The sequence below is a fragment of the Streptomyces adelaidensis genome (assembly GCF_016598475.1).
GTDB classification, from domain to species: Bacteria; Actinomycetota; Actinomycetes; order Streptomycetales; family Streptomycetaceae; genus Streptomyces; species Streptomyces adelaidensis.
Genome location: NZ_JAEMUX010000107.1, coordinates 1 through 24,037, shown reverse-complemented (window position 1 = coordinate 24,037; position 24,037 = coordinate 1). Strand labels below are relative to the sequence as shown.

General features: G+C 72.0%; 23 protein-coding genes and 1 pseudogene. 6 read left to right on the top strand and 18 right to left on the bottom strand.

Translation table 11 applies throughout. From position 1 onward, the window contains the following. Positions 1-31: 31 nt before the first annotated feature. The gene (locus I8N67_RS36610; RefSeq protein ID WP_200308606.1) at positions 32-1,135 is read right to left on the bottom strand and encodes an NAD(P)/FAD-dependent oxidoreductase; all 1,104 of its coding nucleotides are present in this window, start codon (positions 1,133-1,135) and stop codon (positions 32-34) included. 135 nt (positions 1,136-1,270) lie between these two features. Here I8N67_RS36610 and I8N67_RS36605 point away from each other — a divergent pair, with 135 nt between their 5' ends. Next, on the top strand, positions 1,271-1,759 hold the full coding sequence (locus tag I8N67_RS36605) for a phosphatase domain-containing protein (protein ID WP_200308605.1): 489 nt from the start codon (positions 1,271-1,273) through the stop codon (positions 1,757-1,759). 9 nt (positions 1,760-1,768) lie between these two features. On the opposite strand, the gene I8N67_RS36600 is transcribed toward I8N67_RS36605, so the two are convergent. From I8N67_RS36600 to egtA, 5 genes are all read right to left on the bottom strand, one after another. Continuing rightward, complete coding sequence (locus I8N67_RS36600; RefSeq protein ID WP_200308604.1) at positions 1,769-1,984, bottom strand: dodecin; 216 nt, start codon at positions 1,982-1,984, stop codon at positions 1,769-1,771. A 330-nt stretch (positions 1,985-2,314) separates the two neighbouring features. Next, a complete protein-coding gene (egtD, locus tag I8N67_RS36595) occupies positions 2,315-3,277 on the bottom strand; it encodes an L-histidine N(alpha)-methyltransferase (protein ID WP_200308603.1) in 963 nt (320 codons plus the stop codon). Next, the gene (gene egtC / locus I8N67_RS36590; RefSeq protein WP_200308602.1) at positions 3,274-4,092 is read right to left on the bottom strand and encodes an ergothioneine biosynthesis protein EgtC; all 819 of its coding nucleotides are present in this window, start codon (positions 4,090-4,092) and stop codon (positions 3,274-3,276) included. Before egtC ends, egtD begins: the two co-directional genes overlap by 4 nt. After that, positions 4,092-5,444 (bottom strand): ergothioneine biosynthesis protein EgtB, encoded by a 1,353-nt coding sequence (gene egtB / locus I8N67_RS36585; RefSeq protein ID WP_200308601.1) that lies wholly within the window; start codon positions 5,442-5,444, stop codon positions 4,092-4,094. Before egtB ends, egtC begins: the two co-directional genes overlap by 1 nt. After that, entirely contained in the window at positions 5,441-6,715 is a 1,275-nt protein-coding gene (gene egtA, locus I8N67_RS36580) for an ergothioneine biosynthesis glutamate--cysteine ligase EgtA (protein WP_200308600.1), read from the bottom strand. The genes egtB and egtA overlap by 4 nt, the downstream gene beginning before the upstream one ends. Before the next feature lie 310 nt (positions 6,716-7,025). Here egtA and I8N67_RS36575 point away from each other — a divergent pair. Next, a pseudogene (locus I8N67_RS36575) lies at positions 7,026-7,851 on the top strand (TIGR02452 family protein). A gap of 53 nt (positions 7,852-7,904) precedes the next feature. Here the strand turns inward: I8N67_RS36575 and I8N67_RS36570 are convergent. From I8N67_RS36570 to I8N67_RS36540, 7 genes are all read right to left on the bottom strand, one after another. Then, entirely contained in the window at positions 7,905-8,351 is a 447-nt protein-coding gene (locus tag I8N67_RS36570; protein ID WP_200308599.1) for a type II toxin-antitoxin system PemK/MazF family toxin, read from the bottom strand. 158 nt (positions 8,352-8,509) lie between these two features. Further along, on the bottom strand, positions 8,510-9,913 hold the full coding sequence (locus tag I8N67_RS36565) for a flotillin family protein (protein ID WP_200308598.1): 1,404 nt from the start codon (positions 9,911-9,913) through the stop codon (positions 8,510-8,512). A gap of 148 nt (positions 9,914-10,061) precedes the next feature. Beyond that, a complete protein-coding gene (locus I8N67_RS36560) occupies positions 10,062-10,280 on the bottom strand; it encodes an NfeD C-terminal domain-containing protein (RefSeq protein ID WP_234046864.1) in 219 nt (72 codons plus the stop codon). Between the two features lie 40 nt (positions 10,281-10,320). Then, positions 10,321-11,745: an amidase gene (locus tag I8N67_RS36555; RefSeq protein WP_200308596.1), complete on the bottom strand. Its 1,425-nt coding sequence runs from the start codon at positions 11,743-11,745 to the stop codon at positions 10,321-10,323. 91 nt (positions 11,746-11,836) lie between these two features. After that, on the bottom strand, positions 11,837-12,847 hold the full coding sequence (locus tag I8N67_RS36550) for a helix-turn-helix domain-containing protein (RefSeq protein ID WP_200308595.1): 1,011 nt from the start codon (positions 12,845-12,847) through the stop codon (positions 11,837-11,839). A gap of 235 nt (positions 12,848-13,082) precedes the next feature. Then, positions 13,083-14,057 carry an alpha/beta hydrolase gene (locus tag I8N67_RS36545; protein WP_200308594.1) on the bottom strand — a complete coding sequence of 325 codons (975 nt, stop codon included), beginning with the start codon at positions 14,055-14,057 and terminating at the stop codon, positions 13,083-13,085. A gap of 176 nt (positions 14,058-14,233) precedes the next feature. After that, the gene (locus I8N67_RS36540) at positions 14,234-15,250 is read right to left on the bottom strand and encodes an FkbM family methyltransferase (RefSeq protein WP_200308593.1); all 1,017 of its coding nucleotides are present in this window, start codon (positions 15,248-15,250) and stop codon (positions 14,234-14,236) included. Positions 15,251-15,421: 171 nt separating this feature from the next. On the opposite strand from I8N67_RS36540, the gene I8N67_RS36535 reads away from it, so the two are divergent. Then, a complete protein-coding gene (locus I8N67_RS36535) occupies positions 15,422-16,456 on the top strand; it encodes a LacI family DNA-binding transcriptional regulator (protein WP_200308592.1) in 1,035 nt (344 codons plus the stop codon). A gap of 123 nt (positions 16,457-16,579) precedes the next feature. On the opposite strand, the gene trxA is transcribed toward I8N67_RS36535, so the two are convergent. After that, positions 16,580-16,966 carry a thioredoxin gene (trxA, locus tag I8N67_RS36530; RefSeq protein WP_200308591.1) on the bottom strand — a complete coding sequence of 129 codons (387 nt, stop codon included), beginning with the start codon at positions 16,964-16,966 and terminating at the stop codon, positions 16,580-16,582. A gap of 126 nt (positions 16,967-17,092) precedes the next feature. Here trxA and I8N67_RS36525 point away from each other — a divergent pair, with 126 nt between their 5' ends. After that, a complete protein-coding gene (locus I8N67_RS36525; RefSeq protein WP_200308590.1) occupies positions 17,093-18,559 on the top strand; it encodes a dihydrolipoyl dehydrogenase family protein in 1,467 nt (488 codons plus the stop codon). A 54-nt stretch (positions 18,560-18,613) separates the two neighbouring features. Here I8N67_RS36525 and I8N67_RS36520 read toward each other — a convergent pair whose 3' ends face one another. Further along, positions 18,614-19,270: a peptide deformylase gene (locus tag I8N67_RS36520; protein WP_200308589.1), complete on the bottom strand. Its 657-nt coding sequence runs from the start codon at positions 19,268-19,270 to the stop codon at positions 18,614-18,616. 191 nt (positions 19,271-19,461) lie between these two features. Between I8N67_RS36520 and I8N67_RS36515 the strand changes: the two genes are divergently transcribed. Beyond that, entirely contained in the window at positions 19,462-20,931 is a 1,470-nt protein-coding gene (locus tag I8N67_RS36515) for a PepSY-associated TM helix domain-containing protein (RefSeq protein WP_200308588.1), read from the top strand. A 95-nt stretch (positions 20,932-21,026) separates the two neighbouring features. Here the strand turns inward: I8N67_RS36515 and I8N67_RS36510 are convergent, their stop codons facing one another. Genes I8N67_RS36510 through I8N67_RS36500 form a run of 3 tightly spaced genes read right to left on the bottom strand, consistent with a single transcriptional unit; the run spans position 21,027 to position 22,365 of the window. Beyond that, positions 21,027-21,374 (bottom strand): tetratricopeptide repeat protein, encoded by a 348-nt coding sequence (locus I8N67_RS36510; protein WP_200308587.1) that lies wholly within the window; start codon positions 21,372-21,374, stop codon positions 21,027-21,029. Positions 21,375-21,424: 50 nt separating this feature from the next. Continuing rightward, on the bottom strand, positions 21,425-21,874 hold the full coding sequence (locus tag I8N67_RS36505; protein ID WP_200308586.1) for a MarR family winged helix-turn-helix transcriptional regulator: 450 nt from the start codon (positions 21,872-21,874) through the stop codon (positions 21,425-21,427). After that, the gene (locus tag I8N67_RS36500; protein ID WP_200308585.1) at positions 21,871-22,365 is read right to left on the bottom strand and encodes a MarR family winged helix-turn-helix transcriptional regulator; all 495 of its coding nucleotides are present in this window, start codon (positions 22,363-22,365) and stop codon (positions 21,871-21,873) included. The genes I8N67_RS36505 and I8N67_RS36500 overlap by 4 nt, the downstream gene beginning before the upstream one ends. Before the next feature lie 187 nt (positions 22,366-22,552). On the opposite strand from I8N67_RS36500, the gene I8N67_RS36495 reads away from it, so the two are divergent. Then, positions 22,553-23,518 carry a pirin family protein gene (locus tag I8N67_RS36495; protein ID WP_200308584.1) on the top strand — a complete coding sequence of 322 codons (966 nt, stop codon included), beginning with the start codon at positions 22,553-22,555 and terminating at the stop codon, positions 23,516-23,518. The last annotated feature ends 519 nt before the right edge of the window (positions 23,519-24,037 follow it).

Here is a 24,037-nt window from a genome sequence, read left to right as displayed (position 1 = left end):
GCCTCAGGCGGAGCGCCTCAGGCGGAGCGCCTCAGGCGGTGTAGCCGAGCTGCTTGCGTATGTACGGCGTCATCAGCGTCCTGGCCTTCGCGAGGGTGGAGGTGCGGGCGCCGAGGACCGCGGTCTCGCCGCCCGGGACGGGGAGGAGAGTGAGGCCGTCGGCCGGGCCGAAGGGCACGATCAGCGGGGTGCGGCGGATCGGCCGGTAGAGGCGCGGTTCCTTGCGGTGCTTGCCCGAACTGCTCAGGTGGGCGCGGATGTTGTGGGCGGCGATGTCCGCCTGGGCGATCGCGACGGGGGAGACCTTCAGCTCGCTGACGTCGTTCACGTCACCGACCGCGTACACGTCGCGCCGCCCCTCCACCCGTAGCATCCGGTCGACCTTGACGTGCCCGGAACCGTTCAGCCAGGTCCCGTGCCCGGCCAGCCGCAGCCAGAGCGTGTTGGGGGTGGTGCCGGTGGCCCAGAAGGAGAGGTCGGCCTCGATGACATCGCCCCGGCCGTCCCGGTAGGTGTCGAAGTCGGGCCCGGGGGAGATGAACGAGTCCAGCCGCACCTCCACATCGTGGGACTCCAGCCAGGCCAGGGCCCGCCGCCCGGCCCGACCGCTGCCCGTGGAGTGGAGCAGCTCCGGCCCGGCGTGCGCGAGCGTGACCCGCGCGTCCGGCCGGGCCAGCCGGATCTCGGCGGCGAGTTCCACACCGCCCGGCCCGCCGCCGACCACCAGCACATGCCGGGCCGCGGCCACGTTTTCCTGGTGCGCGGCGAACGTCTTGGCCGCCTCCTCGGTGGTCGTGCCCAGGAAACGGGCCGGCTCCGGGTAGTCCGCACCGGTGGCGATCACCACCACGTCGTACGGCAGCCGCTCGCCCGTGGCCAGCCGCACCTGCCGCTCGTCGGTGTCGATCCCGATCGCCTTGCCCGCCACGACGCGGCCGTTGCGCAGCAGCCGGTCGTACGGGATGAAGGGCACCGTCGTCCATTCCTCGTGCACGCCGGCGCGCAGCGAGGCGATGCGGTGGAAGAAGACCTCCTTGCGGTCCACGAGGGTGACCCGTGCGACCTCGTCCAACTGTTTGGCGAGGCGGATGCCCCCGTATCCGCCGCCGATCACGATTACTTCGCCGTCAAGCACACCGATTCTCCTGTGCTGGGTGGGGGGAGATACGGCGAGCCTAACGTTTGAAACTTAAAGCTATGGGCGGGGTTTGTGCTCGTTGCGTGAAGCGACGGCGCACGACACGAGTCACTGTCTGCCTAGGGTGGTCCCGTGACCGACAACGACCGGCCCCTCGCCGTATTCGACCTGGACAACACCCTTGCCGACACCGCGCATCGGCAGCGCTTCCTCGAGTCGAAGCCGCGCGACTGGGACGGGTTCTTCGCCGCCGCCCCGCAGGATCCGCCGCTGGCCGAGGGCGTGGCGCTGGCGCGGGAGAGCGCCGGGGAGTGCGAGGTCGTGTATCTGACCGGGCGCCCTGAGCGGTGCCGCCGTGACACCGTCGACTGGCTCGCCGCGCACGGGCTGCCCGGAGGGCGGATCTGGATGCGCCGCGACCACGACCGCCGGCCCGCCCGCCGCACCAAGCTGGAGATCCTCCACCGGCTCGCCCTCACCCGCGAGATCCGCGTCCTCGTCGACGACGACGAGCTCGTCTGCGAGGACGCGGAGCGGGCGGGCTTCACTGTCGTACGGGCGCGGTGGGCCGCCGCCTCCGCCGCGCTGAAGGTGGCGCAGGAGCGGGAAGGGCGGACCTGAGCGGCCGCCTCAGCCGCCGTCCTCCAGCCTGAACCCGACCTTCAGGCCCACCTGGTAGTGCGCGATCTGCCCGTCCTCGATGTGACCCCTGACCTGTGTCACCTCGAACCAGTCCAGGTTCCGCAGGGTCTGCGCGGCGCGGGCCACGCCGTTGCGGATGGCGTGGTCGACGCTCTCACCCGAACTGCCGACGATCTCGGTGACCCGGTAGACGTGGTCGTTCATACGGGGTTCTCCTTGTCGCGTTCTCCGCCGTGGCCGTGCGCCACACGTCATTCCACGGTGCCTCAGAGTCTTCGACTCCGCGAGCCATCGCCTGGCTGCGGGTCCGGTGGGGGCTTGTCGCGCAGTTCCCCGCGCCCTGAAAAGCAGGAGGGTGCGCGAGGTCTTTCGTCTTTCAGGGGCGCGGGGAACTGCGCGATCAACCACGGCGCACCCGCACCCGCCGACGCGCCCAAGTCCCCGAGCTCGACCGCGGGGGGCCGAAGGGGCGCAGCCCCTGGGGGTGGGACGGGTAGGGGCGGCGGGGCGAGGAAAACCGCGCAGCCGACGCGGTCACCCCGCCAGGCTCAACGACAGCGCGAACCGCCCCTCCCGGTCGGTCCACCAATGGGTCAACGACAGCCCGGCCGCGGCCAGCTCCCCCCGCACACCGTCCCGCCTGAACTTCGCCGAGACCTCCGTACGCAACTCCTCCCCCTCCCCGAAGTCCACCACCAGCCCGAGCGCGGGGATCTTCACGCTCTGGGCGACCCGAGACCGCAGCCGCATCTCGATCCACTCGCGCTCGGCATCCCACAGCGCGACATGGTCGAACGCGCCGGGGTCGAAGTCCGCCCCCAACTCCCGGTCGACCACATTGAGCACGTTCTTGTTGAACTCGGCCGTCACCCCCGCCGAGTCGTCGTACGCCGCGACCAGCACCCCCTCGTCCTTGACCAGGTCGGTACCGAGCAGCAGCGCGTCCCCGGGCGCCAGCAGCGCGCGTACCGCGGACAGGAACGCGGCACGCTCCACAGGCACGAGATTCCCGATCGTGCCACCGAGGAAGGCCACCAACCGGGGCCCGGGCGTCTGCGGCAGTTCGATCGCGGCGGTGAAGTCGGCGATCAGGGCATGCACGTTCAGCCCCGGCCGCTCACCGGCCAGCGCCTCGCCCGCCAGCCGCAGAGCGCTCTCGCTGACATCGACCGGCACATAGGTGTGCAGGTCGGTCATCGCGTCCAGCAGATGCCGGGTCTTGTCGGAGGAGCCGGACCCCAGCTCGACCAGGGTGCGCGCGCCGCTCGCCGCGGCGATCTCGCCCGCCCGGTCGAGCAGGATCTCGCGCTCGGCACGGGTCGGGTAGTACTCGGGCAGTTCGGTGATCCGCTCGAACAGCTCGCTGCCGCGCGCGTCGTAGAACCACTTCGGCGGCAGTGTCTTCGGTGTGCGGGTCAGGCCGGCCAGGACATCGGCGCGCAACGCCGCGTCCGTCGCGTCCTCGGGCAGGGTGCGGGTGAGAAGGAACGGGCTCACGCAGTGGGCTCCTTCGGTGCGGCGGATGCTGATGCCATGTCGTCGTTCGGGCGGGGGGCGGGTTCCTCCAGCGCCTTGAGCGGAGTGAGCAGGACGTCCGTACGGCTCGCCGCGAGCAGCGTGCGGTCCGGCACCTCCACCCAGTGCGGATCGTCGTCGTACGGCTCGGATGCCACGACGGTGCTGCGGCCGGGCTCGGCGAGATACCAGAGGGTGTCGCCCCAGGCCGTCGCGGCGATGGTCTCGCCGTTGGTGAGCAGCAGGTTGAGCCGGGAGCCGGGGGCCGCGCGGCCGACCTCCAGGACCGTGTCGGCCAGCGCCTGGCTCTCGTCGTCGCCGGCCCGCAGCCGGCTCAGGACCAGGGCCCACACGAGCGCGGAGTCGTTGCGGGCCTCCATCGACAGCAGCTCGACGGGGGGCAGCCCACCGGCGAGCGGCGCCAGGGACCTGGGCCACCCGGTGACCGCCCCGTTGTGGCTGAACAGCCAGGGCCCGGCCGTGAACGGCGCCGCCGCGGCCTCGTCGTCCGCGCCCGGCACCGTCGCGTCCCGCACGGCGGCCAGCAGCGCGCCGGTGCGGACCACCCGGGCGAGGTCCCGGAAGGACTGGTCGCCCCAGATCGGCCCGGCCCGGCGGTACCGCCCCGGCACCGGGTCGCCCTCGGCATACCAACCCACCCCGAAACCATCGGCGTTGACCGTCCCGTACCGCTGCCGCCGGGGCGTCCACGACTGCCGGAACAGACTGTGCGGCGGGTCCACCAGGACCTTGCCCAGCGGTGACTGAGGCCCGAGGAAGGCGATATGACGGCACATCAGACAGTCTCCGGGGCGGCGTCGCGTGCCGTGCGGAACCCGCAGAAGATCTGCCGCCGGATCGGATAGTCCCAGTTGCGGAACGTCCCCCGGCAGGCCACCTCGTCCACGGCGAACGAACCCCCCCGCAGCACCTTGTACTCGGGGCCGAAGAACACCTCCGAGTACTCCTTGTACGGGAACACCGTGAACCCCGGATAGGGCAGGAAGTCGCTCGCCGTCCACTCCCACACATCGCCGATCAACTGCCGTACGCCCAGCGGCGATTCGCCCGCCGGATAGCTGCCGGCCGGCGCCGGACGCAGATGCCGCTGCCCGAGGTTGGCATGCTCGGGTGTCGGGTCGGTGTCGCCCCACGGGTAGCGGGTCGAGCCGCCGGTGACCGGGTCGTGCCGGGCGGCCTTCTCCCACTCGGCCTCCGTGGGCAGCCGGCGCCCCGCCCAGCGGGCGTACGCGTCGGCCTCGTACCAGCACACGTGCAGCACCGGCTCGTCGGCCGGGACGACCTCGGTGACGCCGAAGCGCCGCCGCAGCCACTCCCGGCCGTCACGCCGCCAGAACAGCGGCGCGATGATGCCGTGCGAGCGGATGTGGTCCCAGCCCTGAGCCGTCCACCAGCGCTCGTCGTCGTACCCGCCGTCCTCGATGAACGCCTGGTACGCGCCGTTCGTCACCGGCGCGGTGTCGATGTGGAACGGCGGGACGATACGCCGGTGCGCGGGCCGCTCGTTGTCCAGCGCCCACGGCTCGGTCGAGGTCCCCATCATGAACTCCCCGCCGGGCACGAGGACTTCGGTGGGCCCCGCGACCAGCGGGGCGGGCCCGGGGTCCGGCGCCGACAGCACGGTCGGCCCCTTGCGGAGCTGATGGGTGATCAGCATCGTCTCGTCGTGCTGCTGTTCGTGCTGGGCGATCATGCCGAAGGCGAAGCCCGCGTCGGTGAGCCGGGTGCCGTGGAAGTCGGTGCTCTCCAGCACGTCCAGCGCCCGGCCGCGCACCTCGGCGAGGTACCGGCGGGCCTCCTCGGGCGGCAGCAGCGGCAGCGTGGGCCGCTCGGCGCGCGAATGCTCGAAGGCGTCGTACAGCCCGTCGATCTCGGGCCGCATCGCCTCCCGCCCGGCGACGTTCCGCAGCAGCCACAGCTCTTCCTGGTTGCCGATGTGGGCGAGGTCCCACACCAGCGGGGACATCAGCGGCGAGTGCTGCGCGGTGAGGTCGGGTTCGTCGACGGCGGAGGTCAGGAGCGCGGTGCGGGCACGGGCCGTGGTCAGCGCCGCCAGCGCGCGCTCCCGGAGTATGTCGGGGTCCCAGTCGGCGTCGTGCGTCGATGCCGGGGTCTCGGGCGCGGTCATGCGGGGAGGTCCTTCCCGTGAAACAGGTCGAGCACATCGTCGGCGGGGCAGCGGCCCCGGGCCACATAGCGGTCGGTGTACGCCGCGACCGCCTCCCGCACCTCGGCGCTCGCGCCGAGTCTGGGCAGCGCCTCGGCCGCCGCGGCGAAGCAGACGGCCGCCGCCTCCCGCAGCTCGGGATCGGCGAGGCCCGTACGGGCGGCCGCGTCCCACAGCGCATTGCGCGGTGGCAACAGTGAACCCGCCCGCTCGGCAAGGGGTTTGACGGTCCGATAGGCGATCTCGGCGGCGTCCGGGTCCTCGAACAGCGCCGCCGTCACGGCGAGCGGCACGATCCACCCGTCCTCACCCGGCTGGGCGTCGATCATGCGGAGTTCGAGGTGACCACGCGGGCGCACCGGCGGGAACAGCGTCGTCAGGTGGTAGTCGAGGTCGGCGCGGCTCGGCGGGGTGTCGGATCTCGTCCACTCCCGGAACGTCATCCCGCCCGGGACACCCCAGGGCCCCTCGTCGGCCCGGACGCACATCACCGGCGCGTCGAGCACCAGCCGCGCCCAGGCGCCGCGCGGATCGCCGTCCAGCGCCGGGGCGAGCGTCCGGCCCGGGTCCATCGCCGCCCACAGCGACTGCCGCGTCGAACGCCAGCCGGTGACCTTGCCCAGCGCCAGTGGGGAGTGCGCGAACGCGCCCACCAGCACCGCGCCGAGCTGGTGCGACAGCCACCAGCGCCGCGTGTGACCGAGGGGGCCCGGCTCCTCGTACCCGGCGTCGATACACACCTGGACCGAGGCGGAGGAGCACATCATGGCCCGCCCCTCGGGGCCGAAGCGGTCGAGGTAGACCTCCATCGCCTCGTAGCGGGGCTCCTGGAGATAGCGGGTCGGGGGGTTCCAGGGTTCGTGACCGAAGCCGCTGATGCCGAGATCCAGCTCGCGCAGCGTCGCGCGTACGGCGATGAGATCGGCCGAGACGGACCCGACACACTCCATCAGGGAGGCGGCCGGCGCCGAGCTGAGTTCCAGCTGGCCGCCGGGCTCGATGGTCAGCGGCGACGCCAGGGGCAGATTCCGCAGTGCCGCGTAGGCCGCTTCGAGTCGTGCTGGTGTTGCCGGGAGCCGCGGATCACGCAGCTCGTGGACGTGCCATTCCAGTTCGACACCGAGGGTGCGGGGTGGGCCGGTCTTGAAGCAGATGCCCCGTACCAGGGCCTCCACCTCCGCCTCGGTGACACCGGAGCGCTGCTCCGTACAGCCACTCAGCGAATCTGACATGTCGGGATCCTCCTGAGATTCCACCATGCCGCCGGTCCGATTCTGGTCGGTGTGTGGTCGGTGCGGACCGGCAGTGCTCGTCCCACCCAAAACCCTCGCGCCGGTTCGCACAAGGGTGCACATCACCGCAATGCGGATCGACGATCTTTGTTTCAGGGAACTTCAGGCACTCCTTCCCCCGCCCGCTGAGGACCATTCACGTCAGAAAAACTCCGTTGCGGTCACTCACCAGCATCACCCACGATCGCTTCATGAGCACGACGGGGGAGCGCGCACGGGCAGCGCTCGTGGCGCGCACGGGGGTGGCGCCATGAGCGCGCGCCTGCGAGGAATCGCACGGGAGACCGAGGAGATCGTCGCGGCCGGACGCTATCGCGCACCCGGCGGCCACGAGGTGTCCATAGCGGCCGAGGCCGAGGCCGCGAGGGCGGGCACGCGGCTGTACGGCCCGGAGTCGGTGGAGACACCGCGAACCGACCCGGTGAAGACGATCATCGAGGTCACCGGCGAGAGCAGCCTGGAGGCCGCCCACCGCCTGACGGGCACCGACGCCCCCGTGGCCGTCCTCAACTTCTCCTCGGCCCGAAACCCCGGCGGCGGCTATCTGAACGGCGCCCAGGCCCAGGAGGAAGCCCTTCTGCCGGGCCTCCGCGCTCTACACCTGCGTCCGCGAGGCCCGCGGCTTCTACGACCACCACCGCACCCACCGCGACCCGTTCTACACGGACCGCGTCATCCACTCACCCGCAGTACCCGTCTTCCGGGACGACCGAGGCCGCCTCCTCGACCGCCCCCACACCGCCGGCTTCCTGACCTCGGCCGCCCCGAACGCATCGGTCATCCTGCGTACGTCGCCGGAACGCGCGCCGGAACTGCCGGGGGCCCTGGCGGTACGCGCGGAACGGGTACTGGAGACGGCGGCGGCCCACGGCTACCGACACCTCGTCCTGGGCGCGTGGGGCTGCGGAGTCTTCGGCAACGACCCGACGCATGTGGCGGGAGCCTTCCGGGGCCTGTTGACGGACGGCGGCAGATTCCAGGGCAGCTTCGATCACGTGGTGTTCGGGATACTGGATCGAACGAAGGGCGCGAAGGTCCGGGGCGCCTTCGAACAAGAGTTCACCGCAGGCTTTTAGGGGCGCGAGGAACTGCGCGACCAGCCACACACGACCCGCACCCGGCACACGACCTAAACCCACCCATACCGCTCCCGCAACCGCCGCACAACGGAGTTGAACCGCATACGGTCCAACGCACAGGCCTCCCGCCGCATCCCGTCCTCGTGCAGCCGCAGCACCCGGTCCACATCCACCCACGAGTCCCGCCCGGACCGGTCCCACGGCCCGCTCCCGATCGGCACCCACTCCCGGTCCCCGTCATGCCGCTTGCTCGACAGCTGAACGGCGAGGAACGTCCCGCCGGGCTCCCGGGCCACCACCAGCACGGGCCGGTCCTTCCCACGCCCGTCGTTCTCCTCGAACGGCACCCAGGTCCAGACGATCTCCCCGGGATCGGGATCCCCGTCGTGCGCGGGCGAGTACTCGGTACGCACCAGCCCGACCGCACGGGGATCGGCCTCGGTCGTGGCGGAGGGGCCGAAACGGCCAGGAACTTCTTGATCAGCGAAGAAAGTCACAGCCAAACGCTAACCCGCGCCCCTGCAGGGGCGCGGGGCTGCTTCAACATACGGCTCCTCCCCCACTCTCGGCTTCGCTCGAGCGGGGGGACCCCCATCGTGGGCGCGACAAGCCACGATCGACCCGCAGCCGACCACTCACAGTCGAAGCTACGGCGCTACGACTCCCTATCGACCTGCACCTTCTCCACGGGCAGCCCATTGACCCCGGCGGAGCCGCCGGCAGGCACCCCGTTCTGGTTCATGGACGACAGCAGCTGCCGGGCCAGCCCCAGCCCGGTACCGCCCATGGTGAGCGCCTTGGCGAACACGTCCGCCATCCCGTCGGCCCCGTTGAGGAGCACCATGTTGTCGACGTTGCCGAAGGCGGACGCACCGGCCTGCACGATCTCCGGCCACTGCTCGGCGAGTTGCTGCGCGATCACCGCTTCCTGGTTCTCGGCCAGCGCGGTGGCCCGCGCCTTGATGCCCTCGGCCTCGGCGAGCCCCTTGGCCCGCGTGGCCTCGGCGGTGGCGAGCCCCTTGGCCTGCCGGGCGGCGGCCTCGGCCTCACCGTGGGCGCGGGTCGCGTTCGCCTCGGCGACGGCCGCGAGTTCGGTCTCCTTGGCCTTGGCCTGCGCGGCGGAGATACGGGCGTCGCGATCGGCCTCGGCGAGGGTGCGCTTCTCGTAGGCCTTGGCGTCCGCGGGCTTGCGGACGTCCGTCTGGAGCTGCTGTTCGCGCCGGGCCGCCGCCAACTCCGCGACCCGGGTCTCCTGGACGACGACTTCCTGCAGGGCGCCCGCCTCGGCGAGGGGACCGGACTGCTTGGCCTTCGCCGAGGCGTTGTCCCGCTCGGCCTGGTAACCGGCCTGGAGGATCTCGCTGTCCCGGGTGGCCTCCGCCATCCGTGCCGCGGCCTGCTGCTCGGCCTCGGTGGCGAGCCGGTTGGCCTCGGCCTGCGCGATCCGGGCGTCCCGCTGGACGGCCGCCGCGTGCGGCATGGCGAGGTTCTTGATGTAACCGGTCGGGTCCTCGATCTCGTGGATCTGCAGCGAGTCCACGATCAGGCCCAGCTTCTCCATCTCCGTACCGCACGCCGCCCGCGTCTGGCCGGTGAGTTTCTCGCGGTCGCGGATCATGTCCTCGACCGTCAACCCACCGACGATGGACCGGAGATGACCGGCGAACACGTTGTGCACCCGCTCGGAGACCCGCTTCTGCTGGCCGAGGAAGCGACGGGCCGCGTTCGCGATGGACACGAAGTCGTCGCCCACCTTGAAGATGACCACGCCCCGGATCTTCAGCGGAATGCCCTGGAAGGTCACGCACTCCACGGCCAACTCGGTCTGGTTCAGATCGAGTGACAGCTTGCGTACCGCCTGCACACCGGGCAGCACGAGTGTGCCGCGCCCGGTGACGATACGGAAGTTCATGCCCTCCTCAAGGCCCTCCATCTTGTGCTTGGAGCCGGAGATGATCAGAGCCTCGTTGGGTTCGGCGACCCGCCACATGAGTTTGAACAGACCGATCAGTACCAGTACGACGGCTACGGCCGCCCCCGCGATGATGGCGACGAACATCGGCCCAACCCCCTTGGCCAGGTGCCCTTTCGGCACCGAACGTCGGGAGTGTCCCGCGAGACGAGGCCGGGGTACAGACGGACGGACCGTTGTTGCAGTCTTGATGCGAACCGGTGTCGGAAGCCCGACAGAGCAACCCGACGGACCGTCAACTGTCGTACGCGGCCGACACGTACACCGTGCGCGGCGGCAGGTACTCCATCACCATCACGAGCGTCCCCGGCTCGATCCGGTCCTTGGCGGAGGCGGGATACGCCAGGAAGTGCTCGGCGCCGCCCCGCACCCGGACGATCACCTCGCCGACCAGCCCGGGACCGACCGCACCGGTCACCCGTCCCATGAGCCCGATCATCGACGCTTCGTCCATGGTCACAGCGTACGGGGCACACCGTGCGCTCCGAACCCGCTCAGGCCGCCGGCGAACCGGAGTCGGCCCGCAGCGGCGGCCACAGTTCGTGCCAGCGCTGGTCCGCCTCCAACTGCGCGGCCAGCGACAGCAATAGCGGCTCGCTGTCGGCCGGCCCGAGCAACTGCGCGCCCACCGGCAGCCCGTCGTCCACGAACCCCGCCGGTACGTTCACCCCGGGCCAGCCCAGCACGTTCCACGGCCAGGCGTACGGGCAGGCGGCGACCATCGCGCGGTCGGTGCCGAGCCCGCCCAGGTCGAGCATGGCGCCGACACGCGGCGGGGGAGCGGCGGTCGTCGGCGCGAGGAGCACGTCGTACGACGTGAAGAGCGCGCCGATGCGCTGGTGGAGCGTGCCCTCCGCCCGCCGGGCCAGCCGCAGGGGCGCCCCGCCGAGCAGCCGGCCGACGCGGGCGGCGTCGCGGGTACGCCGGTCGAGGAGGTCCTGCCGGCCGATCGCGCCGACCCGTTCGGCGAGCCCGGCGGTGGCGCGCGGGATGAACGTCAGCCCGATCCGCCCGTAGCGCGGTTCCGCCTCCTCCACCACGTGCCCGAGCGCGGCGAGTCGCTCCGCCACCGCGCGGACCCGCTCCCGTACGCGGGGATCGAGCCGCGCGGGCAGCGCGGTGAAGGGCGGCTTGAGGGAGAGTGCGATTCTGAGCCGCCCGGGATCGCGCCCCACCGCCTCGGCGGCGCTGATCGCGGCCGGCCGGTGCAGATCGCCCTCGTGGTTACCGCTCGCCGCGTCCAGCAGCAGGGCGGCGTCGGCGACCGTACGGGCGAGGGTGCCGTTGACGGTGATGCCCTGGAAGGACTCCGCGTGCGGCCAGGTCGAGACCCGGCCGCGCTGCGGCTTGATGCCGATGAGGTGGGTCCAGGAGGCCGGGATGCGCACCGAGCCGGCGCCGTCCGAGCCCAGCGCGGCCGGCACGAGGCCCGCCGCCACGGCCGCCGCCGAACCACCGGAGGAGCCACCCGGCGTGTGGTCCGGGTGCCAGGGATTACGGGTGGCGCCGAAGGCCGGCCCCTCGGTGAACGGCCACTGTCCCAGCTCGCACGTGTTGGTCTTGCCGACGACGATCGCCCCGGCCGCACGCAGCCGCCGTACCGCCTCGCCGTCCTCCGGCAGGGAGGGGAACTCCCCCTGACAGCCGAACGCGGTCGGCTCGCCGGCCACGTCCATGTCGTCCTTCACGGCCACCGGCACCCCGAGCAGCAACCGCCGTCCGCCCGCCGCCAGTTCCTGGTCCGCCGCGTCGGCCTCCGCCAGCGCCGCCTCGGCCCGCACCCGCCGGAACGCGTTGACCGTCCCCTGACTCGCCTCGATCCGGGCGAGCGTCCGCTCCACGAGCGCCCGGGACGTCACCTCCCCGGCGGCCAGCGCACGAGCACACTCCGCCAGACCCGGCACACGATCGGCAGCCATACGGAACACCTCCGGAAGCGGGTTTCTACCGAACGGTAACGTCCGGGAGGCCGCCGGGACGCGGAACCGCCGACTTTCCTGCCCTCGTCCCCTATCCGCGCGCCAAGTGCCGCATGGTCAGGGCCAGCTGGAGCCGGAGCCGTCCCCGGGGGGTGCGGACGGGCCAGCCGAGGAGGGTCTCCGCCTGGGCGAGACGGTCCTGGAGCGTGGAGTGGTGGACGTTGATCCCGGTGGCCGCCGCCCGCAGACTCGCCGTCGACGCGACCGCTTGCAGCGTGGCGAGCATCCAGGGCGAGTCGGCGGCGGCCCGCTCCAAGTCCCGTACGTCCGGCGGCGGTTCGGACCCCGGCGCGATCAACTGGGCGAGGAGGGCGAGCCCGCCGAGGTCGTCCGCGTGGACCACCCGCTCACCCGGATCCTGCGCGGTGCCCTCGGCCGTGAACCGCAGCGCGGTCCGCGCGCCCTCCCAGGAGCCGGGCAGGCCGAGCAGGGGCACGGCGGGACCGACCCCGACCCGTCCGGCGGGAAGCCCGGCCCCGGCGGGCGCGGACAGGATTCCGGGCCGCCCGCCGAGCGGGGCGAAGGCGCGGGCCCGGGTGGTGGGGTCGTCGGGGTCGAGGCCGAGGCGTCGGGCCGCGTGCAGCCGGGCCCGCTCGGTAGCGGTGGGGTCGAGGACGGTCTCCACGAGCGCCGGGTCGTCGGCGGGGGAGACGGGCGCACGGCCACGGGTCCGGTCCAGCACCACCCGGAGGGCGCCCGCGGCCCGCTCCAGGATGACCGCGTCCACCACACTTCGCTCGCCGCTCCCGTCCCGCTCCAGCCACAGTGCGGGAATCCCGCCGGGCTCCAGCGCGGCGCACGGCCACGCCGGATCCGGCGCCCGGTCACTGTCCTGCCGCCGCCCGTCGGGCTCCACCCGCACCTGCGCACGCCGCCCGGCATCGACCAGCCGCGCCGGACACCCGGCCAGCACCGCCGCCCCCCGCACCAGCGCCTCCAGCCCGGCCCGAGCGTCCGCCAACGTGTCGAAGTACGCGATCACCCGAACAGCGGCCCCGGCATCCGGATCCAGCGCGCTGAGCCGTCCCGCCAGCTCTTTCATACGCCCCATGGTGCGGCATGTCGGCTGCGCAAGGTCTTTCGCCTTTTAGGGGCGCGGGGAACTGCGAGACAAGCCCCCACCGAACCCGCACCCGCCAACGCACCCAGGCCTCCCCGAGCCCGACCGCGCGGGTCGAAGGGGCGCAGCCCCTGGATGGGGGTCCCCCCGCTCGAGCGAAGCCGAGAGTGGGGGAGGGACAGGCGGCGGGGGCGAGCAAACCCCGCTCCACCCTCGGTCACTCCCCGAGCAACCGCCGCAACCACCGCACCTGCGCCCCCCGACACTCCCGAGACACCGCCGCCTGCGGCGCGAACCCGTCGAACCCGTGAAAGCCCCCCGGCCAGACATGCAGCTCAGCCACCCCACCGGCCTGCCAAAGCCGCGACGCGTACTCCACGACCTCGTCCCGGAACGTCTCCGCGGACCCCACATCGAGAAACGCCGGAGGCAACCCGCTCAGATCCGTGGCCCGCGAGGCCGCCGCGTACTCGGATACGTCCGGCCCCCCACGCGCCGCCCCGAGCAAGGCCGTCCACCCCGTCTCGTTGGCCGTCCGGTCCCACACCCCCCGCCCCGCCATCTGGTGGACGGACGGCGTGTCATTGCGATCGTCGAGCATCGGACACAGCAGCACCTGCCCGATCGGCCGCGGCCCCTTCCGGTCCCGCGTGAGCAGCGCCAGCGCGGCGGTCAGACCGCCACCCGCACTGGCCCCCGCGATGATGATCCGCTCGGCATCGCCGCCGATCTCGGCGGCGTGCTCCGCCGTCCACAGCAGACCGGCGTAGACGTCCTCCACGGGCGCCGGATGCGGATTCTCGGGCGCCAGCCGGTACTCCACGGACACCACGACCGCGCCCAGCTCCCGCGCCCAGGCCAGCGGCGCGTCCACCCCGAGCCGGTTGTTGCCGACGACCATGCCGCCGCCGTGCACGTGGTAGATCACCGGCAGCGGGTCCGGCGTCGCGGGGTCGGCCGGACGGCAGATGAGCAACGAGATCTCCGGCGCGTCCTCGGGCCCCGGCACCAGCCGGTCCTCGACCTCGAAGAAGCCGCCCATGGTGAGGTCGAGCTGCGCCAGCAGCTGGACGCCCGGCCCCTGGCGCGCCTCGACTATGTCGTCCATGGTCAGCTGCTGCGGAAGCATGTCCTTGAGCGCCTCCAGAGCCGCCGCGAGCTCGGGATCGAAGGGGGGCGGAATCATGGCCATGGCTTCTCCTCGGACAAGTGCCGCGCAGACGGTCCGTACCGCCGCACACACCATCGGTTCGTACCGCGATGATGAGCGTCCCGGCAAGGCACGAGGAGGCCGTCGTACGGCGGCGGATGCCCGCCACCCGGCGGGTGGCGGACGACCGCCCACCTGCCCGCCCGCCCCACCGCCCGTCACCCCGCCCCGGATCCTGCCCCCACCTCGCCCCGCATCATCACGCAGTCGAACTCGACGACCCGCCCCGTCCCCGGCTCCCGTGTCACGGGGTACATCCCGGTGATCCGGAACCCGCTCGCCTCGTACACGGCGATCGCCTCGCCCATCGTCGGGCCGCCCTCGTACAGTCGCAGCGCCGCGACCTCGGACTGCAGACCCACGAAGTCCCGGGCGCGCTCGCCGGCGCCGGCGAACACCTCCAGGTCGTAGCCCTGGGTGTCCATCTTCAGATATGGCCGGGGGTCGGCGATGCCGTCGAGGGCCCGCTCCAGGAGTCCGTCGAGCCGGCGTACCGCGATCCGTTCGGTGCGGGTGCGGGCGAACCGTCGGTAGCGGTCGCGGCCGTAGTCGCTGGGTGGAAGGAGGGAGTTCATGGAGTTCCAGCCGGTGTGGATCTCGGTCTCGGTGTCCGCGCGGCCCAGCGCGAGGGGGTGGACGAACCAGTCCGGGTCGTTCTCGGCGGCCCGCCGGAGCCGGTCGAAGGCTTCCGTGGTGGGTTCGAAGGAGACGATGCGGCCGGTGTAGCCGGAGCGGCGCAGGCGACGGGCGTACTGTCCGGCGTTCGCACCCACATCGAACACACAGTTCACGCCATAGGTTTCGAGCATCGCCGCCACATGCTGTTCGCACAGTTGTCCGGCCATCGCCAGTTGCAATCGGCGCTCGTCGGCGGCCGCGTGTCCGTCCAGGAGCAGATGCGCCCCGCTGTCACCGAGCCGCACGGCCCGCCAGTCGTCGGACGCCTGCGGGGAGTCCGCCGGTGAGTGCTGCCGGAGGACCAGCCACGCACCGTCGACCAGGCGCGAGGCGGCGTACCGCTCGCCCGTCCTGACCAGCAGATCCGCCCCGGCCGTCACTGGAACTCTGGTACGTCCGCCGCGCCGCGAGACCACGGCGGTGCCCGGACCGATGTCGGTCACCTGGAGGCCGAGCCGGGGCAGAAAACCGAGCAGCCGTCTGTGAAGGGTCACCATCGATCCACCCTCGCAGAGATGGCGCGAAATGGTTGCACGACTGAACACTTTTCGACCACATTCGTCAAACTGCCCAGCCACAAAGATCGGTGGTCCGACCCCCAACTCCCGCACGGCTGGAACTCCCCCGGCCGGAACGACCTTCACCACTTCTGCAAGGATGCCGTCCTCATGGTGCAGATACCGAACCAGCCCGCCCCGCTCTCACCCCTGCAACGAGCCGTCCCCACGAGCGCCGACGTGGCCCGCCTCGCAGGGGTCTCGCGCGCCACGGTCAGTTACGTCCTCAACAACACCAGCGCCGTCCGCATCAGCGAGCCCACCCGCCGCCGGGTCCATGAGGCCGCCAAGGAACTCGGCTACGTCCCGCACGCGGCGGCCCGCAGCCTGCGCGCCGGACACAGCCGCCTGGTACTGATGCCCACCCCGAACGTGCCCATCGGGCCGCTCTACAGCCAGTTCATCAACGAGCTCCAGCGGGCCCTCAGCCGCCTCGACTACACCGTCGTGCAGTACGGCGGCATCGGTCTGCGCGGCGACGACGCCGCCCGCGCCTGGGCCGAGCTGCGCCCCGTCGCGGTGATCGTGCCCGGCGTCGGGCTCGGCCCGCAGGGCGTGGCCGTCCTCAAGCGCTCCGGCGCCAGAGCCGTCGTCACCCTCAGCCCCGAGTCCGTCGAGGGCGCCCACGCGCTGATCCTGGACCACGCGGCCGTCGGCCACAGCGCCGGCCGGCACCTGGTCGAGCGCGGCCGCCGCCGGATCGGCGTCGTCGTGCCCGAGGAGCCCGGCCTGGGCGTCTTCTCCCGGCCCCGGCTCGCCGGCGTACGGAGCGCGGTGCAGGGCACGGAGGCGACCGTCACCGAACTGCCGCTCGCCTACGACGAGACGGCCGCGGCCCGGCTCGCCCGGAACTGGCGCTCCCTCGGCCTGGACGCCGTGTTCGCGTACAACGACGAATACGCGATGCTGGTGATGCGGGCCCTTCAGGACGAAGGCATCGACGTCCCCGAGGAGACGGCCGTGGTCGGCGCCGACGACCTGATGCTGGGCCGGCTGCTGCGGCCCCGCCTCAGCACCGTCCACCTGGAGTTGCCGGCCGGCCGTGACCTCGCGGAACTGGTCGACCGCGCGGTCCGCGACCCCGGCACGGTCCCCGCGCCCCCCGAAGTGCTCGGCGCGAGGATCGTCCACCGCGAGTCGAGCTGACCGAACCCCGCAGGACGTCGACCGCGTGAACCCTGGAGAGCCGGACCGGCGCGGCCCGCCAACTCGCCGATGGACCAACGCTGTTGTTCGAGTCGGAGGTGATCGGCCCGAACGGCCGAGGGGTCACTCGCCGCTCTGCCCGCCCTGCGCCTGCTGCGCGGCGACGGACTTGCGGACCTCGTCCATGTCCAGCTTGCGGGCCTGCCCGATGACATCGGTCAGCGCGGGAGCGGGCAGCGCGCCCGGCTGCGCGAACACGGCGACCTGGTCACGGACGATCATCAGCGTCGGTATCGACTGGATGTCGAAGGCCGCGGCCAACTCCGGCTGCGCCTCGGTGTCCACCTTGCCGAACACCAGGTCAGGGTTGTCCTCGGCGGCCTTCTCGTAGACCGGGGCGAACTGACGGCACGGCCCGCACCAGGACGCCCAGAAGTCGATCAGGACGAACTCGTTGTCGGTGACCGTCTGGTCGAAGTTCTCCTTGGTGAGCTCCACGGTGCTGCTCATGGCGTGCATCCCTCTTCCTGATAACAGTGCTCGGGCGAGCCGCTTTCGACAACGCCACTTCACGGTGGCGTATTCCGCGCGCGTACCCGTGTGGCCACGGCGCACACCAACAACCAGACTGGCCCCATGACGGATACGGAAATCACCGAAACCACCGAGGAAGCAGAAGAAGCGACGACGACCGAGTACGACGTCGTGGTGCTCGGTGCCGGACCCGTGGGGGAGAACGTCGCCGACCGCACCCGCGCGGCGGGCCTGTCCACCGCGGTCGTGGAGAGCGAACTGGTCGGCGGCGAGTGTTCGTACTGGGCGTGCATGCCCAGCAAGGCCCTGCTGCGCCCCGCGATCGCCCGCGCCGACGCCCGCCGCGTCCCCGGCCTGCGCCACCTGGTCGAGGGCCCGCTGGACACCGCCGAGGTGCTCGCCCACCGCGACTACGAGACCTCCCACTGGAAGGACGACGGGCAGGTCCGCTGGCTGGAGAGCATCGGGGCGACCCTCTATCGCGGCGACGGGCGCCTCGCCGGATCCCGCCGCGTCGTCGTGGACTCCCCCGGCGGCGAGCGCCGGGTCCTCACCGCCCGGCACGCGGTGGTGGTCTCCACCGGCAGCCGCGCCCTCCTGCCCGACCTGCCGGGACTCGCCCAGGTCAAGCCCTGGACGAGCCGCGAGGCCACCAGCGCGCAGCGGGTGCCGGGCCGGCTGATCGTCGTCGGCGGCGGTGTCGTCGCCGTCGAGATGGCCACCGCCTGGCGGTCCCTCGGCTCCGAGGTCACCGTCCTCGTACGCGGCAAGGGCCTGCTGCCCCGCATGGAACCCTTCGCGGGTGAACTGGTCGCGGAGGCGCTCGTGGAGGCCGGCGCGGACGTCCGCACCGGTACGTCGGTGACGGCGGTGTCCCGCGAGAACGGCACCGTGGTGGCGCTCACCGACACCGGCGACCGCCTGGAGGCCGACGAGATCCTCTTCGCCACCGGCCGCGCCCCGCGCACCGACGACCTCGGCCTCGACACGGTCGGGCTGGAAGCGGGCGGGTGGCTGGCCGTCGACGACAGCCTCCGGGTGACGGGCAGCGACTGGCTCTACGCGGTCGGCGACGTCAACCACCGGGCGCTGCTGACCCATCAGGGCAAGTACCAGGCCCGGATCGCCGGGGCCGCGATCGCCGCCCGCGCGGCCGGCGTACCGATCCTGGAGAGCGACCCGTGGGGCGCCCACGCGGCCACCGCGGACCACGCCGCCGTCCCCCAGGTCGTCTTCACCGACCCCGAGGCCGCCGCTGTCGGCCTCTCCCTCGCCGAGGCGGAAGAGGCCGGCCATCGCGTGCGCGCGGTCGACGTCGAGTTCTCCTCCGTGGCGGGGGCGGGCCTGTACGCCGACGGATATCGGGGCCGCGCCCGCATGGTCGTCGACCTGGACCGCGAGATCCTTCGTGGCGTCACCTTCGTCGGCCCCGCCGTCGGCGAACTCATCCACTCGGCCACGATCGCCGTCGCCGGGGAGGTCCCGCTCAGCCGCCTGTGGCACGCGGTGCCGTCGTACCCGACGATCAGCGAGGTGTGGCTGCGGCTGCTGGAGGCGTACCGGGGCTGAACCGGTCGGCCGAACCGGTCGGGACCGGGCGCTCGGCTTCCCTGTCATGGGGGCTCAGTCGGGCAGCAGGAAACCGAGGGCCCGGGCGGCGTCGGCCGGGGTGGGGGCGTTCCAGCGGTCGGCCATCGCCTGGTTCGAGGAGAGGGAACGCAGCTCGGCGTGGTCGAGGTAGAGCGCGCCGTTCAGATGGTCCGTCTCGTGCTGGACGATCCGGGCGGGCCAGCCCGAGAACTCCTCGTCCACCGCCCGCCCGTGCTCGTCGAGCGCCCGTAGCCGCACCTTGGCGTGCCGGGCCACCACGGCCTGCCAGCCCGGCACGCTCAGACAGCCCTCGAAGAACGCGTCACGGTAGGAGCCGACCGCCTCGTACGCCGGATTGACCAGGACGCGGAACGGCAGCGGGACCCGGCCCCGGGCCAGCCGTACCTCCTCCGGGACCGGCGCCGGGTCCTCGATCACCGCGATCCGCAGGGAGACCCCGACCTGGGGTGCGGCGAGGCCGACGCCCGGTGCCGCGTGCATGGTGGCGCGCAGGGCGGCGACGAAGCGGGCCAGCAGGTCCGGGGACAGCTGGCCGTCGAAGGGCTCGGCGGTGCGGCGCAGCACCGGCTCGCCCGCGGTGACGATCGGCAGCGGGCCCTCGTGGGCGAGGAGTTCCTCGACCAGGTCGCTCAGGGGGCGGGACTCGGCGCGGTCACGTTCGGAAGCCATCGGGCCAGGATGCCAAGCGGAATGACGCGATGCGAGGCGGCTCTCGCGAGGGCGTGCTGGCGCGGGCGCGTGCGCGGGAAGGGCCGGGCCGCGCATGTGACCCGCATCACATCAATCCCCGGGAACTCGAAGCCCGCACGCCCCGACTACTGAACCGCCACGACGTCCCCGGATCCCGGAGTAGCCCGCCGATGACCATCGCTCCCTCGACCGAGACGGACGAGCCCCAGAAACCCGTCGCCGAACCCGACGTCACCACGAGGGGCTGGGCCTCGCTCAGGCCGCTCGTCCTGCGACTGCACTTCTACGCGGGCGTCCTCGTCGCCCCGTTCCTGCTGGTCGCCGCGCTGACGGGAGGGCTGTACGCCGCCTCGTTCTCCGTGGAGAAGATCGTCTACGCGGACCAGCTGACCGTCGCGAAGGTGGGCGACGAGAAGCTGCCGATCTCCGAGCAGGTGGCCGCCGCCCGCAAGGCACACCCCGAGGGCACCATCTCCGCCGTACGCCCCTCGCCCAAGGATGACGCGACGACGCGGGTGATGCTGTCGGGCGTCGAGGGCGTCGACGAGACCGACACGCTCGCGGTGTTCGTCGACCCGTACACGGCCGAGGTGCGCGGGGCGCTGGAGCAGTACGGCTCGACGGGCGCGCTGCCGCTGCGGACCTGGATCGACAAGTTCCACGCCAACCTCCACCTCGGCGAGAGCGGCCGCCTCTACAGCGAACTCGCCGCCAGCTGGCTGTGGGTCATCTCGGCGGGCGGGCTCGTGCTCTGGTTCGGCCGCCGCCGCGCTCGGCGCAAGGTGCGGGGCACCAGCGGCCGGCGCCGCACGCTGAGCCTGCACGGCACGGTCGGCGTCTGGGCCGCGGCCGGGTTCTTCTTCCTCTCGGCGACAGGTCTGACCTGGTCGGTGTACGCGGGCGCCAACATCGACGTCCTGCGCACCGAACTCCACCAGGCGACCCCGGCCATCTCGGCCGCGGCGGGCGACCACGCCGGTCATGACACCGGCTCTGCGGACGGAGGGGCCGCCGCGGCGGGCGACCTCGACAAGATCCTCGCCGCCGCGCGCGCCGAGGGTCTGGGCGACCCGGTGGAGATCGTGCCGCCCGCCGACGAGGCCTCCACGTACGTCGTACGGCAGGTCCAGCGCAGCTGGCCCAGCAAGCAGGACGCGGTGGCCGTGGACCCGGCGACCGCCGAGGTCACCGACACGCTCCGGTTCGCCGACTTCCCGGTCCTCGCCAAGCTCACCCGCTGGGGCATCGACGCCCACACCGGCGTCCTGTTCGGCCTGGCCAACCAGCTCCTCCTGATGGCCCTCGCGCTCTCCCTGGTCATGCTGATCCTCTGGGGGTACCGCATGTGGTGGCAGCGGGGCCGCGCCTCGTCCTTCGGCCGCCCGATCCCCCGTGGCGCCTGGCAGCAGGTACCTCCGCACATCCTGGTCCCCGCCCTGGCCGTCGTCGCCGTCCTCGGCTACCTCGTCCCGCTCCTCGGTATCCCGCTCGCCGTGTTCATCGTGGCGGACGTGATCCTGGGCGAGATCGCGTACCGCCGAGGCAAGCGTTCGTACGGCGGCCGGACGGAGACCAAGGCGGAAGCGAGGGCCGATTCGAAGGCGGAAGCCACGACTGAGGCTGCGACGGTGGCCAAGTAGGGCGGCCGGACGGAGACCGAGGCAGTACGAGGGTGGGGCCGCGTCGGTCGGACGCGGCCCCCACCTTCGTCACCCCTACTACTGCCGCCGCTCGTCTACAGCGGCTCGAAGTCACCCGCGAGCGCCGAGGCGATCCGCAGATGGGACTCCGCCTCCGCCGGCCGGGCCTGCCGCTGGAGCGTGCGGCCGAGCATCAGCCGGGCGTAGTGCTCCACCGGGTCACGCTCGACGATGACGCGCAACTCGGCCTCGGCGCGACGCAGTTGGGCCGAGTGGTAGTAGGCACGGGCCAGCAGCAGCCGCGGGCCGGTCTGCTCCGGCACCTCCTCGACCAGCTCACCGAGAACGCGCGCGGCGGCGGCGTAGTCCTTGGCGTCGAAGAACATCCGCGCACGCTCCCAGCGCTCGGCAGGTGTTCCGTGGTCGTAGTACGTCGTGTCCACTGGTGACCTCCTTCGACGCGCACAACTCCTACCGTTGGTTGAATATTCCATTACTTCAGGGCGGCCAGTTCCGCGTTGGCGCGCTCGGTGACGAGGGTCAGCACGCGACCCGCGGCAGCCAGGTCCTCGGCGGGAATGCCGGCGTAGATCCGGGCGGAGATGGGTGCCGTCTCGGCGGCGGACCTGGCGTACAACTCCCGCCCGCTGTCCGTGATCCTGAGCCGGGACGCTTGTGCGGGGTCCGTCTCCACCAGTCCGGCGGCGACCAACTTCTCCACGACGTCCCGTATCTCGGCCTCCTCGACCTTGAGGGAGTCGACCACCTGGCCCACGAGCCGGTCACGGGGGACGGGTTCGTCGGCGACCGCGACGAGCCGGAGGGTCACCGACTGCTGGAACGTGACGCCGTAGCCGACCAGCACGCTCTCCAGGATCCCGCGGCCGGCGTAGTGGGCGAGGGCGATGACCCGGCCGTCGACGGTGGGTGCCGCAGTGGTCATGACTGCTCCTTCTCGTGCTTGGGTTCTCGCTCGGTCAACAGGTCGAGGGGTGCGTCGAGCAGTGCCGTCAGCTCGCGCGTGAACTCCCCTGTACGGGTGCTGTCGAGGCCCCCGAGAGGCTCCAGCAGCTGTTCCAGCAGCCCCTGGACGACCTTGATCGCGCGCCGGGCGACCTCGCGCCCCTGCTCGGTGAGCGCCAGTCGCACGGCGCGGGGATCGCGGGGGTCCCGGGTGCGTTCGAGCAGCCCGGTGGCCTCCAGGGCACGGGCCAGCTTGGAGACGTACAGGGCCTCCAGCCCCGTGTGGTCCGCGAGTTGCCGTTGGCTCGGCCGTTGTCCGGCCCGGTGCATGTCGTACAGCGACGCCACCAGCGAGTACTGCGCGTGCGTCAGCCCCAGCGGAGCGACCGCGCGGTCGACCGCGACCCGCCACTTCATGGACAGGCGCCAGACGAGGAAACCGGGCGTCGCGCCCTCGAAAGCCGAGTTCATGCGGATACCGTACATGGCTACTAAAGCCATGGCTACTATTTTTGGGCGCTGTACACCGCAGGTCCTGGGGGCGCCGGATCCACGCCCTCTCAGCGTCAAGTGCCAAGCGCCCGGCGCCCGGCGGGTGGCGGGCGGCGGGCGGCGGATGGACTGACGGCGCGTGCCGTGCGGGTCTAGGTTGTGCGGCATGAGCAATCTTGATCGCGAGGCGGTGCCCGCGGTGTGTGGCGGCCGGGGCTTCGTGGTGGCCGAGCCGGTTCGTGAACTCCTCAGCCCCCGCCGGGTGAAGCTCGGCGAGTCCACCGAGGTCCGGCGTCTGCTGCCCAACCTGGGCCGCCGCATGGTGGGAGCCTGGGCCTTTGTCGATCACTACGGCCCCGACGACATCGCGGACGAGCCCGGCATGCAGGTGCCGCCGCACCCGCACATGGGCCTGCAGACGGTCAGCTGGCTGCACGAGGGCGAGGTCCTGCACCGCGACTCCACGGGCAGCCTTGCGACGATCCGCCCGCGCGAGCTGGGCCTGATGACCTCGGGCCGGGCCATCAGCCACTCCGAGGAGAGCCCGAAGTCGCATGCCCGTCTGCTGCACGGTGCGCAGCTCTGGGTCGCTCTGCCGGACAGTGACCGGCACACCGACCCGCGCTTCGAGCACCACGCCGAACTGCCCGTCGTCACCGCCGCCGGCCTGCGCGCCACCCTGCTCCTCGGCTCCCTCGACGGCGCGACCTCGCCCGGCACGACCTTCACCCCGATCGTCGGCGCCGACCTGACCCTGACGCGCGGCGCCGACCTGCGCCTGCCTCTCGAACCCGACTTCGAGTACGCCGTCCTCTCCATGTCCGGCGAGGCCCACGTCGACGGTGTCCCCGTCCTCCCCGGCTCCATGCTCTACCTCGGCTGCGGCCGCACCGAACTCCCCCTGCGCGCCGAGTCCGACACCTCCCTCATGCTCCTCGGCGGCGAACCCTTCGAGGAGGAGCTCATCATGTTCTGGAACTGGATCGGACGGTCCCAGGAAGAGATCGCTCAGGCGCGTCGGGACTGGATGGAAGGTCGGCGATTCGGTGAGGTGAAGGGGTATGACGGTGATCCGCTACCGGCTCCGGAACTGCAGCCCTTGCCGTTGAAGCCGCGCGGCAGACTGCGCTGACCTGCGGGAATTCCCGAGAGTGAGTGACCTTGTCGAGTGGGAGGTGGCCGTGCGCTGCCTCCCGCGTTCGACCGCTCACCGGGAGGCGATTGAGCGGGATTCCGTCTCGCGACGGCACGGCCGGCGATTCCGCGGTGTGGCTGTCTGTGGGCGGCTGTGGGCGGCTGTGGCAGAGCTCTTGCTGACCTTTGCTGACTTTTTTGACGTACCGTCAGGTGAAGTGGCGAGCTTCCTTCCTCAGCTGTAATGCCTGCGCCGGGTATCGCCGGTTCGGTGGTGGTCGGACGAGGGCTGACTTGGCGCGTGGTCGAGTCGGGCGTACGTGCGGGACGGAGGTCCGCGTGTGTTGTCGCCCTGCGGGGATTCGACGGGGCATGACCCGGCCGCGATGCGATCGTTGTCGTCCGGGCTTCGGGGAATCAACTACCGACCGGCCGCCCCGTGGGCGGGTGATGGTACAAGGGCCAGGTGATCAGGTCGGTGGCCGCGCGAGTACGGTGGAGTGGCCTGCCCGGATGA

Bases quoted from the DNA above. Each gene is read 5' to 3' on its own strand.
- I8N67_RS36600 (WP_200308604.1), bottom strand. From the start codon at position 1,984: ATGAACGACCACGTCTACCGGGTCACCGAGATCGTCGGCAGTTCGGGT.
- egtC (WP_200308602.1), bottom strand. From the start codon at position 4,092: ATGTGCCGTCATATCGCCTTCCTCGGGCCTCAGTCACCGCTGGGCAAG.
- egtB (WP_200308601.1), bottom strand. From the start codon at position 5,444: ATGACCGCGCCCGAGACCCCGGCATCGACGCACGACGCCGACTGGGAC.
- egtA (WP_200308600.1), bottom strand. From the start codon at position 6,715: ATGTCAGATTCGCTGAGTGGCTGTACGGAGCAGCGCTCCGGTGTCACC.
- I8N67_RS36565 (WP_200308598.1), bottom strand. From the start codon at position 9,913: ATGTTCGTCGCCATCATCGCGGGGGCGGCCGTAGCCGTCGTACTGGTA.
- I8N67_RS36560 (WP_234046864.1), bottom strand. From the start codon at position 10,280: ATGGACGAAGCGTCGATGATCGGGCTCATGGGACGGGTGACCGGTGCG.
- I8N67_RS36555 (WP_200308596.1), bottom strand. From the start codon at position 11,745: ATGGCTGCCGATCGTGTGCCGGGTCTGGCGGAGTGTGCTCGTGCGCTG.
- I8N67_RS36550 (WP_200308595.1), bottom strand. From the start codon at position 12,847: ATGAAAGAGCTGGCGGGACGGCTCAGCGCGCTGGATCCGGATGCCGGG.
- I8N67_RS36545 (WP_200308594.1), bottom strand. From the start codon at position 14,057: ATGGCCATGATTCCGCCCCCCTTCGATCCCGAGCTCGCGGCGGCTCTG.
- I8N67_RS36540 (WP_200308593.1), bottom strand. From the start codon at position 15,250: ATGGTGACCCTTCACAGACGGCTGCTCGGTTTTCTGCCCCGGCTCGGC.
- I8N67_RS36535 (WP_200308592.1), top strand. From the start codon at position 15,422: ATGGTGCAGATACCGAACCAGCCCGCCCCGCTCTCACCCCTGCAACGA.
- trxA (WP_200308591.1), bottom strand. From the start codon at position 16,966: ATGAGCAGCACCGTGGAGCTCACCAAGGAGAACTTCGACCAGACGGTC.
- I8N67_RS36525 (WP_200308590.1), top strand. From the start codon at position 17,093: ATGACGGATACGGAAATCACCGAAACCACCGAGGAAGCAGAAGAAGCG.
- I8N67_RS36520 (WP_200308589.1), bottom strand. From the start codon at position 19,270: ATGGCTTCCGAACGTGACCGCGCCGAGTCCCGCCCCCTGAGCGACCTG.
- I8N67_RS36515 (WP_200308588.1), top strand. From the start codon at position 19,462: ATGACCATCGCTCCCTCGACCGAGACGGACGAGCCCCAGAAACCCGTC.
- I8N67_RS36505 (WP_200308586.1), bottom strand. From the start codon at position 21,874: ATGACCACTGCGGCACCCACCGTCGACGGCCGGGTCATCGCCCTCGCC.
- I8N67_RS36500 (WP_200308585.1), bottom strand. From the start codon at position 22,365: ATGAACTCGGCTTTCGAGGGCGCGACGCCCGGTTTCCTCGTCTGGCGC.
- I8N67_RS36495 (WP_200308584.1), top strand. From the start codon at position 22,553: ATGAGCAATCTTGATCGCGAGGCGGTGCCCGCGGTGTGTGGCGGCCGG.